The organism is Streptomyces sp. NPDC054842 (genome assembly GCF_053611025.1).
The window spans coordinates 17,217-30,484 of the sequence record NZ_JBSGZN010000005.1 but is presented as its reverse complement, the minus strand read 5'-3'; the positions used below and the strand labels follow the sequence as shown (position 1 = coordinate 30,484).

At 71.4% G+C, this 13,268-nt stretch carries 12 protein-coding genes; 10 read left to right on the top strand and 2 right to left on the bottom strand.

What is annotated here, in order from left to right:
• The first annotated feature begins 271 nt into the window (after positions 1–271).
• The 5 genes from ACWGIS_RS05615 to ACWGIS_RS05595 all read left to right on the top strand — a co-directional run bounded on the left by ACWGIS_RS05615 (position 272) and on the right by ACWGIS_RS05595 (position 4,400).
• Positions 272–1,624: a phospholipase D-like domain-containing protein gene (locus tag ACWGIS_RS05615; RefSeq protein WP_453361117.1), complete on the top strand. Its 1,353-nt coding sequence runs from the start codon at positions 272–274 to the stop codon at positions 1,622–1,624.
• Positions 1,625–1,822: 198 nt separating this feature from the next.
• Positions 1,823–2,143, top strand: coding sequence for a 50S ribosomal protein L21 (gene rplU, locus ACWGIS_RS05610; RefSeq protein WP_119102267.1), 321 nt, complete (start codon positions 1,823–1,825; stop codon positions 2,141–2,143).
• A gap of 14 nt (positions 2,144–2,157) precedes the next feature.
• Positions 2,158–2,412: a 50S ribosomal protein L27 gene (gene rpmA / locus ACWGIS_RS05605; RefSeq protein ID WP_006374707.1), complete on the top strand. Its 255-nt coding sequence runs from the start codon at positions 2,158–2,160 to the stop codon at positions 2,410–2,412.
• Between the two features lie 151 nt (positions 2,413–2,563).
• A complete protein-coding gene (obgE, locus tag ACWGIS_RS05600; RefSeq protein ID WP_453361116.1) occupies positions 2,564–4,000 on the top strand; it encodes a GTPase ObgE in 1,437 nt (478 codons plus the stop codon).
• A 139-nt stretch (positions 4,001–4,139) separates the two neighbouring features.
• Positions 4,140–4,400 (top strand): hypothetical protein, encoded by a 261-nt coding sequence (locus tag ACWGIS_RS05595; RefSeq protein WP_453361115.1) that lies wholly within the window; start codon positions 4,140–4,142, stop codon positions 4,398–4,400.
• Between the two features lie 333 nt (positions 4,401–4,733).
• Here ACWGIS_RS05595 and ACWGIS_RS05590 read toward each other — a convergent pair whose 3' ends face one another.
• The gene (locus ACWGIS_RS05590; protein WP_453361114.1) at positions 4,734–6,839 is read right to left on the bottom strand and encodes a hypothetical protein; all 2,106 of its coding nucleotides are present in this window, start codon (positions 6,837–6,839) and stop codon (positions 4,734–4,736) included.
• Positions 6,840–7,128: 289 nt separating this feature from the next.
• On the opposite strand from ACWGIS_RS05590, the gene proB reads away from it, so the two are divergent.
• The 5 genes from proB (at position 7,129) to ACWGIS_RS05565 (ending at position 12,058) form a co-directional block, all read left to right on the top strand.
• A complete protein-coding gene (gene proB, locus ACWGIS_RS05585) occupies positions 7,129–8,235 on the top strand; it encodes a glutamate 5-kinase (protein ID WP_453361113.1) in 1,107 nt (368 codons plus the stop codon).
• 177 nt (positions 8,236–8,412) lie between these two features.
• Positions 8,413–8,871 (top strand): hypothetical protein, encoded by a 459-nt coding sequence (locus ACWGIS_RS05580; protein WP_453361265.1) that lies wholly within the window; start codon positions 8,413–8,415, stop codon positions 8,869–8,871.
• A 73-nt stretch (positions 8,872–8,944) separates the two neighbouring features.
• Positions 8,945–10,231 (top strand): glutamate-5-semialdehyde dehydrogenase, encoded by a 1,287-nt coding sequence (locus tag ACWGIS_RS05575; protein WP_453361112.1) that lies wholly within the window; start codon positions 8,945–8,947, stop codon positions 10,229–10,231.
• An 86-nt stretch (positions 10,232–10,317) separates the two neighbouring features.
• On the top strand, positions 10,318–10,911 hold the full coding sequence (locus tag ACWGIS_RS05570; protein WP_453361111.1) for an SCO2584 family spore wall biosynthesis protein: 594 nt from the start codon (positions 10,318–10,320) through the stop codon (positions 10,909–10,911).
• A gap of 76 nt (positions 10,912–10,987) precedes the next feature.
• Complete coding sequence (locus ACWGIS_RS05565; RefSeq protein WP_453361110.1) at positions 10,988–12,058, top strand: SCO2583 family membrane protein; 1,071 nt, start codon at positions 10,988–10,990, stop codon at positions 12,056–12,058.
• A 65-nt stretch (positions 12,059–12,123) separates the two neighbouring features.
• On the opposite strand, the gene ACWGIS_RS05560 is transcribed toward ACWGIS_RS05565, so the two are convergent.
• The gene (locus ACWGIS_RS05560) at positions 12,124–13,251 is read right to left on the bottom strand and encodes a M48 family metallopeptidase (protein ID WP_453361109.1); all 1,128 of its coding nucleotides are present in this window, start codon (positions 13,249–13,251) and stop codon (positions 12,124–12,126) included.
• Positions 13,252–13,268 lie beyond the last annotated feature (17 nt).

Sequence of the window (13,268 nt, the reverse complement as noted above, 5' to 3'; positions counted from 1 at the left end):
CCGCCCCGGCCGCACGCCCCCTGCCCGGCGGTGTCACCACCGCCGCCGCGGGGGGCGTGCGTGTCCGCGGGGGGCGCCAACCGGGCGCGTGCGGTGAGGTGCTGACGGATTTTTTGTCCGTCCTGACGGGGTTTCAGGGCTTCTCCCCTCCCGTCGGCACCCCCCGCCACTTGGAACACGAAAAGCTACGTGTAAAACTCATGCAGTCACACGTAGGAGCTCACGGGCGGTGGTGGGGAGACCGCTTGCTCGTGTCAGGGAGGGGATTTCCATGGCGCGCGTGCGCCTGACGGGCACGGGGCGGCACCGCGCTGTGAAGCCGGTCAAGGGAGGACGCCAGGCGGTCGCGCTGGCGACGGTGCTGTCGGCGGCGGGGGTCCAGGCGGTCGCGGCCACCGGTACGGCCCAGGCGACGGGCAACCCGACCTGGACCGAGGGCCCGATCTTCAACGACCCGCTGGGCACCACGGACCAGCAGTACGCGATCCGCACCCGGCTCATCGAGCTGACCAACGCGGCGCTGCCCGGCTCGGTCATCAAGGTCGCGGTCTACCACGTCTGGGAGGCGTCGGTCGTCAACGCCCTCGTGGCCGCCAAGGACCGCGGGGTCAACGTCCAGGTCCTGCTCGACGAGTCGAGCATCAGCGACCGGCCGACCAACACGTCGTACAGCACGCTGGCCGCGGGCCTCGGCACGGACCGCTCCAAGGGCTCGTACGTCAGCACGTGTCCGGCGAACAAGTCCTGCCTCGGCGACCCGAAGTTCGGGCAGTCGATCATGCACAACAAGTTCTGGCTGTTCTCCGCGGTCCAGGGCGCCACGAACGTGGTCGTCGAGACGACCTCGAACTCGACGCCGTCCGCGCACACGCGTTTCTTCAACGACGCGCTGCTGCTGCCGAACAACCCGACGATGTACGACGCCTACTCGGACTACTTCGACACGATGGTCGGCCGGGACTGGGCGTCCTGGAACTACCGCACGGTGAGCAACGGCCTGTACAAGGCGTACTTCTTCCCGCGCGAGGGCAACACCCGGGACACCGACACCGTCTACTCGGTGCTCAACAACGTGCAGTGCTCCTACAAGGACACCGCCGGGGTCACGCAGAAGACCAAGGTCCGGGTCGCGATCTTCAAGCTGACCCGGATGGCGATCGCCGAGAAGCTGGTCTCGCTCCAGAAGGCGGGCTGCTCGGTCAGCGTCGTGTACGCGGAGACGGACAGCGCCAAGAGCTCCGGCGGCACCAAGGGCACCTGGGAGAAGCTGCACACCACCGGCGGCCCCTCGGTGCGCTGCTACAACGACGACCGGGACCCGCTGAACCCCGGGCAGAAGCTCACGACACCGTTCATCATCCACTCCAAGTACATCCTCATCGACGGCATGTACGACGGCGTGCGGAACAAGGTGAGCTTCACCGGCTCCGGGAACTACACGGGCCCCGCCCTGCGCGAGAACGACGAGTCGATCGTCAAGGTCGACGACGACCCCGTGCACGACATGTACCGCACCCACTTCGACCGGGTGCGCGCGGTCGCGTACCCGGGTGCCTCCGATGCCACGGACCTGTGCAGGGGCGTGAAGCCGCTCCCGGACGACGGCGAGAAGCCGACCACGTGACGTGCGGCACGGTGACGGGGCCCGGCCTGGTTTGACCCTTTCGGCTGTGGCCCCGTAACCTTGACCGTCGGCGTGTCCCCTGGCACGCCGCATCCCCGTAAACCTCTTCCTCCCGGCGCTCCGCGCTTCGGGAGAGGCCGCTCGCGCAAGCCTGCGGCTGGACTGCGGGGTCCCGATCCGAGTGAGAGAGAGATCCGCGTGTACGCCATCGTGCGCAGCGGTGGTCGCCAGCACAAGGTTGCTGTCGGCGACATCGTTGAGGTTGACAAGATTTCCACTGCCAAGGTTGGCGACACGGTCGAGCTCTCGACCCTGCTCGTTGTCGACGGCGACGCCGTGACGAGCGACCCCTGGGTCCTCGCCGGCATCAAGGTCCAGGCCGAGATCGTGGACCACCACAAGGGCGCGAAGATCGACATCCTTCGCTACAAGAACAAGACCGGCTACCGCCGTCGTCAGGGCCACCGCCAGCAGTACACGGCGATCAAGGTCACTGAGATCCCCGCGGCTGCGAAGTAAGGGACTGAGGAGAGATGGCACACAAGAAGGGCGCATCGTCCACTCGGAACGGTCGCGACTCCAATGCTCAGCGGCTCGGCGTGAAGCGCTTCGGCGGTCAGGTCGTCAACGCCGGTGAGATCCTGGTCCGCCAGCGTGGCACCCACTTCCACCCCGGCGCGAGCGTCGGCCGTGGCAAGGACGACACGCTGTTCGCGCTGGCCGCCGGTGCGGTGGAGTTCGGTACCCACCGTGGCCGCAAGGTCGTGAACATCGTTCCGGTCGCCTGATCCAGTCCTCCTAGGGCGCAGGCTCCACGGAACAGGTCATTCGCGAGGCGGACCTCACTTCCCGGTCGGGAAGGCGGGTCCGCCTTTCGCGTGTTACCCAAGAGACATTCCGTACGTAGAGAAGTAACCGAAGTGCTGGAGGCACCCCACCATGACCACCTTCGTGGACCGCGTCGAGCTGCATGTCGCCGCGGGTAGCGGAGGCCACGGCTGTGCCTCCGTACACCGGGAGAAGTTCAAGCCGCTCGGCGGCCCCGACGGCGGCAACGGAGGCCGTGGCGGTGACGTGATCCTGGTCGTCGACCAGTCCGTCACCACGCTGCTCGACTACCACCACAAGCCGCACCGCAGCGCGACCAACGGCAAGCCCGGCGAGGGCGGCAACCGCTCGGGCAAGGACGGCCAGGACCTGGTCCTGCCCGTCCCGGACGGCACGGTCGTCCTCGACAGGGCGGGCAACGTCCTCGCGGACCTGGTCGGCCACGGCACCTCCTACGTCGCCGCCCAGGGCGGCCGCGGCGGCCTCGGCAACGCGGCCCTGGCCTCGGCCCGCCGCAAGGCCCCCGGCTTCGCCCTGCTCGGCGTGCCCGGCGACTTCCAGGACATCGTCCTGGAGCTGAAGACCGTCGCTGACGTGGCCCTGGTCGGCTACCCGAGCGCCGGCAAGTCCTCGCTGATCTCCGTCATGTCGGCGGCCAAGCCGAAGATCGCGGACTACCCCTTCACGACGCTGGTCCCGAACCTCGGCGTGGTGACGGCGGGCGAGACCGTCTACACGATCGCCGACGTGCCCGGCCTCATCCCCGGCGCGAGCCAGGGCAAGGGCCTCGGCCTGGAGTTCCTGCGCCACGTGGAGCGCTGCTCGGTGCTCGTCCACGTCCTGGACACGGCGACCCTGGAATCGGACCGCGACCCGGTCTCCGACCTCGACATCATCGAGGCGGAGCTGAAGCAGTACGGCGGTCTCGACCGGCGTCCGCGCATGGTCGTCCTGAACAAGATCGACGTACCGGACGGCAAGGACCTGGCCGAGATGGTCCGGCCCGAGCTGGAGTCCCGCGGCTACCGTGTCTTCGAGGTGTCGGCCGTCGCCCACACCGGCCTGAAGGAGCTGTCCTTCGCGCTCGCCGACGTGATCGCGAAGGCCCGCGCGGCCAAGCCCCAGGAAGAGGCGACCCGCATCGTCATCCGCCCGAAGGCGGTCGACGACGCCGGCTTCACGGTGGTGCAGGAGGAGGACGGCCTGTTCCGCGTGCGCGGCGAGAAGCCCGAGCGCTGGGTCCGGCAGACCGACTTCAGCAACGACGAGGCCGTCGGCTACCTCGCCGACCGGCTCGCCCGCCTCGGCGTCGAGGACCAGCTGATGAAGACGGGCGCCCGCTCGGGCGACGGCGTCGCCATCGGCCCCGAGGAGAACGCGGTCGTCTTCGACTGGGAGCCCACGGTCATGGCCGGCGCCGAGATGCTCGGCCGCCGCGGCGAGGACCACCGCTTCGACGCCCCCCGCCCGGCCGCCCAGCGCCGCCGCGACAAGCAGGCGGAGCGGGACGAGTCGGAGCAGGAGTACGACGACTTCGAGCCGTTCTAGCCGCCGGCCGCGCACCAAGCGTGTCGCCATGAGAGCGCTCCGATCCGCAAGGACCGGGGCGTTCTCGCGTTCCCGGGCCCCGATCGATCCGCGCCGAGCGGCCCGCTCACCGGCCGTGCCGGCGCGGTGACGATCGACGATGCGGGCGGGCCGCGCGCCCGGCCCGGCGGACGTCGTGGAGCCCGTCGCTGCTCTTCCCGCGCGGCGACGAGCTCGTGACCCTCTCGGGCACCCGGATCGAGCACTTCGACGCCCGGAACGGCCGGCGGGCGACGGCTTCACCCTCGGCTTCACCGGCAAGGGCACGGAGTTCTACGTGGCGACCGGGAACTCGGTGCGCTTCCCGCAGGCGGCGGACCCGAGCCGCTTCGAGACGTACGACTTCGCCGAGGACCTGTAATTCCTCGCCGCCACCCGGGACGGCCGGACGCCGCTCAGGGTCCAGGACGGCAAGGCGGACCTGCTCACGCTCGACGCGAGCCGGTGGAAGCGCCGCCTGCGCGCGGTCGTCGGACGCGACCTCACGGACGGCGAGCGGCGCGGGCTGCCCGAGCTGCCGGCGAGCGTCTGCCCGCACTGACACCGCTCCACGCGTTCGGACCGGCCGGCACCGGCGCCACCTCACGCGAAAGTCCCCGGCACCGGCGTCACCTCATGCGACAACCGCGCCACTCACGTGGAAGGCCCCCGGAAGCAGCAGCTTCCGGGGGCCTTCCGGCGTACGGGTCGGGACCTACGCGGTGACCGAGTCCTCCGCGCCGTTGTCCTCCGTCTCGACGGCCTCCAGGCCCTGGTCGGACTCCTGGGCCGTCTCCTCTGCGGCACCGCGCTGGGAGGGGATCTCCGCGGCGAGACGCGACTCCATGCGCACGCGCCGCTCGTCGGCCTTGGTGCACAGGGCGTCGATCGCGGAGTTGAAGCGGGCCAGGGACGGCGGGTCCGAGGGGCCCAGCAGGTGCACCTTGAGCTCGGCGCGGGCCGCGGTGAAGAGGTCCTTCTCCGGGAAGCGGACCGACTCCAGCAGCGCCGGCACACCGTCCGCCGCCGGAGTGAGCACGACACCCGCGGAGACCGTCGGGAAGCCCGCGCGGAACGCCGCCTCGGACATGCCCGAGGTGTTGGCGACGGCGTACGGCTTCTCGCTGGACAGCCAGTCGGAGACGACCGACGAGACGTCGCTGATCAGCAGGTCCGCCTGGTTGAAGCAGGTGAAGATCGCCGGACGCGCGTCCGTGATGATCTGGTGCTCCCACTCCGGGAACGACGCCCAGTAGGCGGACTCCCACGCGCTGGTGGCCCGGGCGATCTCCGCCTCGCGGTCACTCTTCGGCGCGCCCTGGAGGAGCATCCGCTCCATCTCGTCGGCGCTGGCACGGAAGGCCGTGGAGGTCAGCTCGTCCAGCTCCGCGGTGCGGCGCGCCAGCTCGGCCGCAGCCTCCGGACCCGGGCGGGCCCCCGACCGCTTGGTGTTGGCCTCGCGGATCATCGCCTTGATGCGCTCGTTGGCGGCACCCGCGCGCGGGTCGACGGAGCCGGTCATCGGGTGCGGCTTGTAGAGCAGGCGCACACCGTCGTCGGCCAGCAGCCGCCGGACGATGTTCTCGCCGGCCAGGACCACCGAGGTGTTGCCCGGGTTGCCGTCCCAGCCCTCCCAGGTGGGGGCGTACAGGACGGTCGTGTACGTGCCCGTCGGCGCGCCCGAGTAGGGGCGGATGGGCGCCAGCTGCGGACGGCCCACCTCGACGATGTCCTTGTCCTCGACCCCGACCTCGGCCAGCAGGTAGCGCTCGCGGGCCGCGGGACCGGCCACCCACACCTCGTCGTACGCCTTCGCGTACGGGTTGCAGGAGGACAGCTTGTCGCTCTCGCCGTGGTTGGTGAAGGCGTGCTTGATCGTGGGGATGCGCAGCACCTGCGAGGTCTTCGCGGCGTTCGCCGGGTGCAGCATCATCTTCAGCGTCGAGTTCTCCAGGGAGAACATCGTCGACACCTTCGGGAAGCAGATGATCGGGACGTCGGTCGCGTCGATCTTCTGGACCATGAAGCGCTCACGCAGCACGATCAGCGGCTTGGCGTCGATCTGGGACAGCGTGGAGAGCCACATGTTCGCCTGGTACGCCGACGTCGTACCGCCCGAGAAGTACATGGCGACCGTCGGCCGGTACTTCGCCAGCCACGCGTCCAGCCACTCCATGACCTTCTGCTCGCTCTTCGCGCGCTTGCGGGGGAGCAGCCAGGTGCCGAGGTGGACGGTGCCGCCGGCGATCAGCAGCAGGGAGACGCCGACGCCGATGCCGCCCCACAGGGCGTCCTCGGTGGCCGCGGTGACCATGAGGCCGATCGTCGCGGGCACGGAGAAGGTCAGCAGGCGGTGGCCCTGGCGGCGGGCCAGGATGCGCGGCGGCGCGGTCGTCAGGCGCAGCGCGGAGGCGTCGATGTTCCGCGTGACGATCGGCAGCGTACGGGTGCGGCGGACCAGGACGGCGACGGCCTGGCACGCGAAGTGCAGCGCGTAGAAGAGGCAGAGCGCGACGAGCAGCGGCGCCTGCTCGCGCTCCGGGTCGATGCCGTCGATGCGCAGCAGGCCCACCAGGACCAGCATGTCGCGCAGCAGCTGGCGGACCGTGACGTCGAAGCGGACCTTGCCGAGCAGCGCGAGCAGACCGGGATCGCGATACTGCAGATAGACGTCGAGGGCGAGTCCCGCCGCGCTCGCGGCGATGAACACCGGGACGTACGGCAGCAGAGCGGAGACGATCTGTGCCGTGAAGAGCGCGAACATCGCGAACAGCGCGGAGAGCTGCACGATGCGGCGGGGGGCGAGGCCTGCGGAAGGCACGGGCGGGGCTCCTGCGAAGGGATGCGGCGGATGGGCGAACCGGGGGTGACGTCGGGCAGGCATGACCTGGCCGACCACTGACCGTATGACCTCTGGCGCCCGGCTAGCAATCCGCGGTGAGATCTATCACCGGATAACGGGCATCCTGCCCGCGGCCCCGTGTGCGCGGGGGCCGTCCGCCCCTCGGAACGCGGCGGCGAACCCCGCCCGCGCTCACGTAGATTGCACGTACCGGGCTGGTCGGACCTCACAGACATTGGGGAAGTACGTGTCAGCGGCAAGGCAAGGTGTGGCGGACGCCCACAGGATCGTCGTCAAGGTGGGCTCCTCGTCCCTGACCACCGCCGCCGGCGGGCTGGACGCGGACCGGGTGGACGCCCTCGTCGACGCCCTCGCCAAGAGCCGGAGCGGCGGGGAGCGGGAGATCGTCCTCGTCTCGTCCGGCGCCATCGCCGCCGGGCTCGCCCCGCTGGGTCTGCGCCGCCGCCCCGAGGACCTCGCCCGCCAGCAGGCCGCCGCCAGTGTCGGCCAGGGGCTCCTCGTGGCCCGCTACACCGCTTCCTGCGCCCGGCACGGCATCCGGGTCGGACAGGTGCTCCTCACCTCCGACGACACCAGCCGGCGCGCCCACCACCGCAACGCCTCCCGCACCCTCGACAAGCTCCTCGCGATGGGCGCCCTGCCGGTCGTCAACGAGAACGACACGGTCGCCACGGACGAGATCCGCTTCGGTGACAACGACCGGCTCGCCGCGCTCGTCGCCCACCTCGTCCGCGCCGACCTGCTGGTCCTGCTCTCCGACGTGGACGGGGTGTACGACGGCGACCCCGGCAGGCCCGGCACGTCGCGGATAGCGGAGGTGCGCGGCCCGCAGGACCTGGCGCACGTGGAGATCGGCAGCGCCGGCAAGGCCGGGGTCGGCACCGGTGGCATGGTCACCAAGGTCGAGGCGGCGCGCATCGCGGCGGCGGCGGGCATCCCGGTGGTCCTGACGTCCGCCGTGCACGCCGCCGACGCCCTCGCGGGCCGGGACACCGGCACCTACTTCCACCCCACCGGCCGGCGCTCCGCCGACCGGCTGCTGTGGCTCCAGCACGCGTCGACCCCGCAGGGCGCGCTCGTCCTGGACGACGGGGCGGTCCGCGCGGTCGTGGAGCGCCGCACCTCGCTGCTGCCCGCGGGCATCGCCGGGGTCGAGGGCGACTTCACCGCGGGCGACCCGGTCGAGCTGCGCGACGGCCGGGGGCAGGCCGTCGCGCGCGGCCTGGTGAACTTCGACGCCAAGGAGATCCCGCAGCTGATCGGGCGCTCGACGAGGGAACTGGCGCGCGAGCTGGGTCCCGCGTACGAGCGGGAGGTCGTACACAGGGACGACCTGGTGCTCCTGCACCCGTAGAACGCGTCCCGGACACTCCGTAGGACAACCGGCCACGGTGGTTCTGAACGGCCGATTCTCCCGCCCTCCGGCGAGGGACGTTCCGTAAAACCGCCACGCGATCCCGCCTCAGCTGTTCAACTTTGTTGCAGGGAGATTCCGCACGACCATTGCGTAAAGGAGGCCGCCGTGAGACGAGTGCGCCCTGGGGCGGCGGCGTCCCGCGGTGGTGGCACCTCCCGTGCGATGGGCGAGGAGCGCGCCCTCACCAGCGTCGCCGCCGGCGACACGTACGAGGGCGGGGACCCCGGTGACATGCCCCGGCTCTGGCACGTCACGCTCAGCCTCTCGGGCGGCGAGGCCCCGCTGAAGGAGGTCAGGCGGGCCCTGGAGCAGCTCGCCCACGACCACCCCTTCCTGCTGACCAGCCGGTACGCGAACGACCACGCGGAGATCCGGTACTGGGAGGAGGCCCGCGACCTGCACGACGCGGCCGCGGTCGCGCTGCGCCTGTGGGGCGAGCACCGGCAGACCGCCAACCTCCCGCCCTGGGAGATCGTCGGCCTGGAGGTCATCGACCGGGAGACGTACCACCACCGCATCGCCGAGGGGTACGGGCCGCTGCCCGCCACTCCCGTCGGCGTGCATCCCTTTTGAGCCGCCTTCGCCGGGTGTCTCGGGGTTTGGGACAAGAGCTGAACAGCCCCATTCGGAGCACTAGGCTGCCGTCATGACCACGCTCTCGCCGTACGACTCGATGTCCCCGGTCACCCAGGCCGCCTACCGTGCGAAGGCCGCCGCCGCCGATCTCGCCCCCCTCCCGCGGGCCGAGAAGGACGACGCGCTGCTCGCGATCGCGGACGCGCTGGAGGTCCGTACGAGCGAGATCGTCGCGGCCAACGCCAAGGACGTCGCCCGTGCCCGCGAGGCCGGCACCAGCGAGACCGTCATCGACCGGCTCACGCTCACGCCCGAGCGGGTGCGTGCCATCGCCTCGGACGTCCGCGACGTGGTGGCCCTGCCCGACCCGGTCGGCGAGGTCGTCCGCGGCTCGACCCTGCCCAACGGCATCGACCTGCGCCAGGTGCGCGTCCCGCTCGGCGTCGTCGGCATCATCTACGAGGCCCGCCCGAACGTGACGGTCGACGCGGCCGCCCTGTGCCTCAAGTCCGGCAACGCGGTGCTGCTGCGCGGCTCCTCCTCGGCGTACGAGTCGAACACCGCCCTCGTGCGCGTGCTCCGGGACGCCGTGGGCGGCGCCGGACTGCCCGCCGACGCCGTCCAGCTCGTGCCCGGCGAGGGCCGTGACTCCGTCCGCGAGCTGATGCGCGCCCGCGGCCTGGTCGACGTCCTGATCCCGCGCGGCGGCGCCTCCCTGATCCGCACCGTCGTGCAGGAGTCCACCGTCCCGGTCATCGAGACCGGCACCGGCAACTGCCACGTGTACGTCGACGCCGACGCCGACCTCGACATGGCGATCGACATCCTCATCAACTCCAAGGCGCAGCGCCCCAGCGTCTGCAACTCCGCCGAGACGCTCCTGGTCCACCAGGACATCGCCCCGCGGTTCCTGCCGCGCGCCCTGGACGCCCTCGCGGACGCCGGCGTCACCGTGCACGCCGACGAGCGGGTGGCGGCGTACGGGAAGGACTCGCGGGCCACCGTCGTGGAGGCCACCGCCGAGGACTGGGAGACCGAGTACCTGTCCTACGACATCGCCGCGGCCGTCGTCGACTCCCTCGACCGCGCCGTCGAGCACATCCGGCTGTGGACCTCCGGGCACACCGAGGCGATCGTCACCACCTCGCAGCAGGCGGCGCGCCGGTTCACCCGGCTGGTCGACTCGACCACGGTCGCCGTGAACGCCTCGACGCGCTTCACCGACGGCGGCCAGTTCGGCTTCGGCGCCGAGATCGGCATCTCCACGCAGAAGCTCCACGCGCGGGGCCCCATGGGGCTGCCGGAGCTGACGAGCACCAAGTACATCGTCACCGGGGACGGGCACATCCGCCGCTGAGCCCGCCCCATGGGAAGGCGTCTCGCCAGGCGGATGAATTTCCTTACGGTCTGCCCAAAATGACCCCCCAGGTCTACTCTGGACCCGTGCCGGAGGACGTGGGGGGCACGCCGTTTCCGGACGGCTGGGAGCCCGACGACGACCGCGACCGCGGGGGTATGGACGAAGAGTTCGCCTCCGTGGTCTTCGACGAGGACTTCGTCCGCTCGGCCGTGGTCCACGAGCCGACCGCCGTGGAACGCCTGGTCGCCGCCGCCCAGGCCCGCGCCGAGGCCTCCGAGGAGGCCCGCCGGGCCCGCACCAGGAGCCACGGCGACGACGAGCGTCACGAGGACGGCTTCGGCCCCGATGGACACTCCGGTTTCGGCCACGACCCCTATTCGGACGATCCGGACGCCGCCGATGTCCTGGAGGGCCGCTACGGGCCGCCCGGGACGTACGGACCGGGCCGCTGGCACCGGCCCGTCGCCTGGATGCTGGCCCTGCTGATGGGCGTCGGCATGGTCGCCCTCGCCTTCACGGCGGTCTACCGGGGCACCTCGTCCGGCCGTCAGGACCAGGTCCCCGCGCCCGCCTCCACGGGACTCGAACAGGGCCCGGACATCGTCACGGGCGTCAGCCCCTCCCTGTCCGCCGACCAGCCCGGGCCGGCGGTGTCGGCGGTGCCCCGCACTCCCTGACAGAGCTGCCCGGAACCGGTCGCAAGTTGTCGCGCGGCCGGGTTTACCGCGGCTCCCGGAGACCTACTCTGAAGGTATGGGCGGGACTGGAGACCCACCTGAGGGGGCACCCGAGGGAGCCCCCGGAGGTGGGGAGGACGAGTACCGATCCGTCGTCTTCGACGAGTCGTTCGTCCGTGCTGCCCGCCTCCAGGAGTTCTCCGCCCGCGAGCGGGTGGACGACCACGCCCCGGCCGTACGCCGCCGCCCGCCGCTGCACCGCGGCGGACTCTCCCGGCAGGCGCTGATCCTCGTCCTGCTCATCGCGGTCGCCTTCGGCACCGCGATCTACATGGGCGTACGCCATCCGTACCAGACCCCCGCCGCGCAGCCGCCCGAGCCGCTGCGGATGACCATGATCCCGCTGGCCCCGCAGAGCAAGGTGCCGGGCGCCGCCAGCGCCGACGACCTGTACGCGCACAGTCCCGCGGCCCAGTTCCGCATCGGCGCCGACGGCTTCACGATGCCCGCCTCCCGGCGCACCGCCCACTTCTCGGACAGCCAGGTCGTCGCCGCGCTCAGCACGGCCAAGGACTACCTGGTCAGGTCCTCCCTGGACCCCGACGTGCTCACCGGCGGCGTCACCCGTCCGGTGCGGATCCTGCTCGACCCGCAGCAGCTCGACCAGTTCGACCAGAGCTTCGACCACCCGGCGGCGGACGGACGGCACGCCCCCACCGGCTGGCTGGTCCGCTTCGACCCGTCCCGCGAGCGGCTCGCCGACAGCAGGATCCGCGTCCAGGGCACCCTCCAGGCGGCCGAGTTCAACTCGAACACCCTGGAGGTCGTCGCCGACCACACCCTCGTCTACGCCCTGCGGCCCGCCGGCTCCGACGCCAAGGCGAAGGTGTCGCTGTTCACCGTGCGGCGCGAGCTGCACTTCCGCTTCGACCGCGACGACCTGCGGATGCACCAGACCCAGCTGGCCGTCTCCTACGTCCAGGCGGGGCCGCTCGCCTGCGCCGAGGACTCGACCAGCCGGCTGCGCCCGCTGCTCGCCGGTCAGACGGCGAAGGCGGGAGGCCCCGCCGGCACCGACCCCTACGCCACCGGCAGCGCCACCGCGCTCTGCGGCTCACTGGCCACCAGCGCCCAGCCGAAGGTCTGACACTCCCCGGGCCACCGGGGGCCCGGTCGGGGGAGTGCCTCGTGGTCGGTGCCGGCCGGCCGTGCTCAGGGGGCCGTGTCCGGGTCCTCGCCGCGGGGTGATTCGCCCGGCGGCGGTGTCTGCGGCGGGGCCGGGTCCTTCGGGGCGGCGCCCGAGGCGAAGCCGCCGAAGCCGCGCCGCACCCGGCCGCCCAGATCGCCCGCGCCGCCCGCCAGGTCGCTGACCAGCTTCATCAGCGGGTCCTTGGAGTTCTTCACGTCACTGGCGTAGCTGGCCGCCGACTGCCGGAAGGAATCCGAGACCGACGTGTCCTTGTCCTCGGTCCGCCGCGGGTAGTGGCCGTCCATGAGCCGCTGGTAGTCGCGGGACTCGGCCCACTTCTTCAGCTCGGCCGCGCGCACCGTGGTGAACGGGTGGGACCGGGGGAGCGCGTTGAGGATCTTGAGCACGGAGTCGCGCAGGTCGCCGCCCGCCTCGTACTCCTCGGCCTGCGCGAGGAACGCGTCCACGTTCATCTCGTGCAGGTGGTTGCCGCCCGCGATCTTCATCAGGCCGCGCATCGAGGCCCGCAGGTCCTGGCCGACCAGGAGTCCCGCGCGGTCGGCCGAGAGCTCCGACTTGCGGAACCACTCGCGCAGGGCCGTCACGATCGCCATGATCGCGAGGTTCCCGAGCGGGATCCAGGCGACCCGGAGCGCCAGGCTGGTCAGGAACAGCAGGATCGTGCGGTAGACGGAGTGGCCGGACAGCGCGTGGCCCACCTCGTGGCCGACCACCGCCCGCATCTCCTCCTCGTCCAGCAGCTCCACCAGGCCGGTGGTGACGACGATGATCGGCTCGTCCAGGCCGATGCACATCGCGTTCGGCCGCGGGTCCTGGGTGACGTACATCGGCGGGACCTTCTCCAGGTCCAGGATGTAGCAGGCGTCCCGCAGCATGTCGTTCAGGTGCGCGAACTGCGCGTCCGAGACCCGTACCGAGTCGGACAGGAACAGCAGCCGCAGACTGCGCTCGGGAAGCAGGCCGCTGAGCGCCTTGAAGACGGTGTCGAAGCCGCTGAGCCTGCGCAGCGCCACCAGGGCCGACCGGTCCGCCGGGTGCTCGTACGCCCGCGAGGAGATCTCCGGGAAGCGCCTGCGCGACCTGCTCGGCACCTTCTCGTGCCCGTTCCGCTCGTGGCTGTCGTCGGACATGTGGTCCCCCATGCGTC

What these genes read in the sequence shown, in the direction of transcription:
- ACWGIS_RS05615 (WP_453361117.1), top strand. Translation starts at nt 272, where the DNA reads ATGGCGCGCGTGCGCCTGACGGGCACGGGGCGGCACCGCGCTGTGAAG.
- rpmA (WP_006374707.1), top strand. Translation starts at nt 2,158, where the DNA reads ATGGCACACAAGAAGGGCGCATCGTCCACTCGGAACGGTCGCGACTCC.
- obgE (WP_453361116.1), top strand. Translation starts at nt 2,564, where the DNA reads ATGACCACCTTCGTGGACCGCGTCGAGCTGCATGTCGCCGCGGGTAGC.
- ACWGIS_RS05595 (WP_453361115.1), top strand. Translation starts at nt 4,140, where the DNA reads ATGCGGGCGGGCCGCGCGCCCGGCCCGGCGGACGTCGTGGAGCCCGTC.
- ACWGIS_RS05575 (WP_453361112.1), top strand. Translation starts at nt 8,945, where the DNA reads ATGACCACGCTCTCGCCGTACGACTCGATGTCCCCGGTCACCCAGGCC.
- ACWGIS_RS05565 (WP_453361110.1), top strand. Translation starts at nt 10,988, where the DNA reads ATGGGCGGGACTGGAGACCCACCTGAGGGGGCACCCGAGGGAGCCCCC.
- ACWGIS_RS05560 (WP_453361109.1), bottom strand. Translation starts at nt 13,251, where the DNA reads ATGTCCGACGACAGCCACGAGCGGAACGGGCACGAGAAGGTGCCGAGC.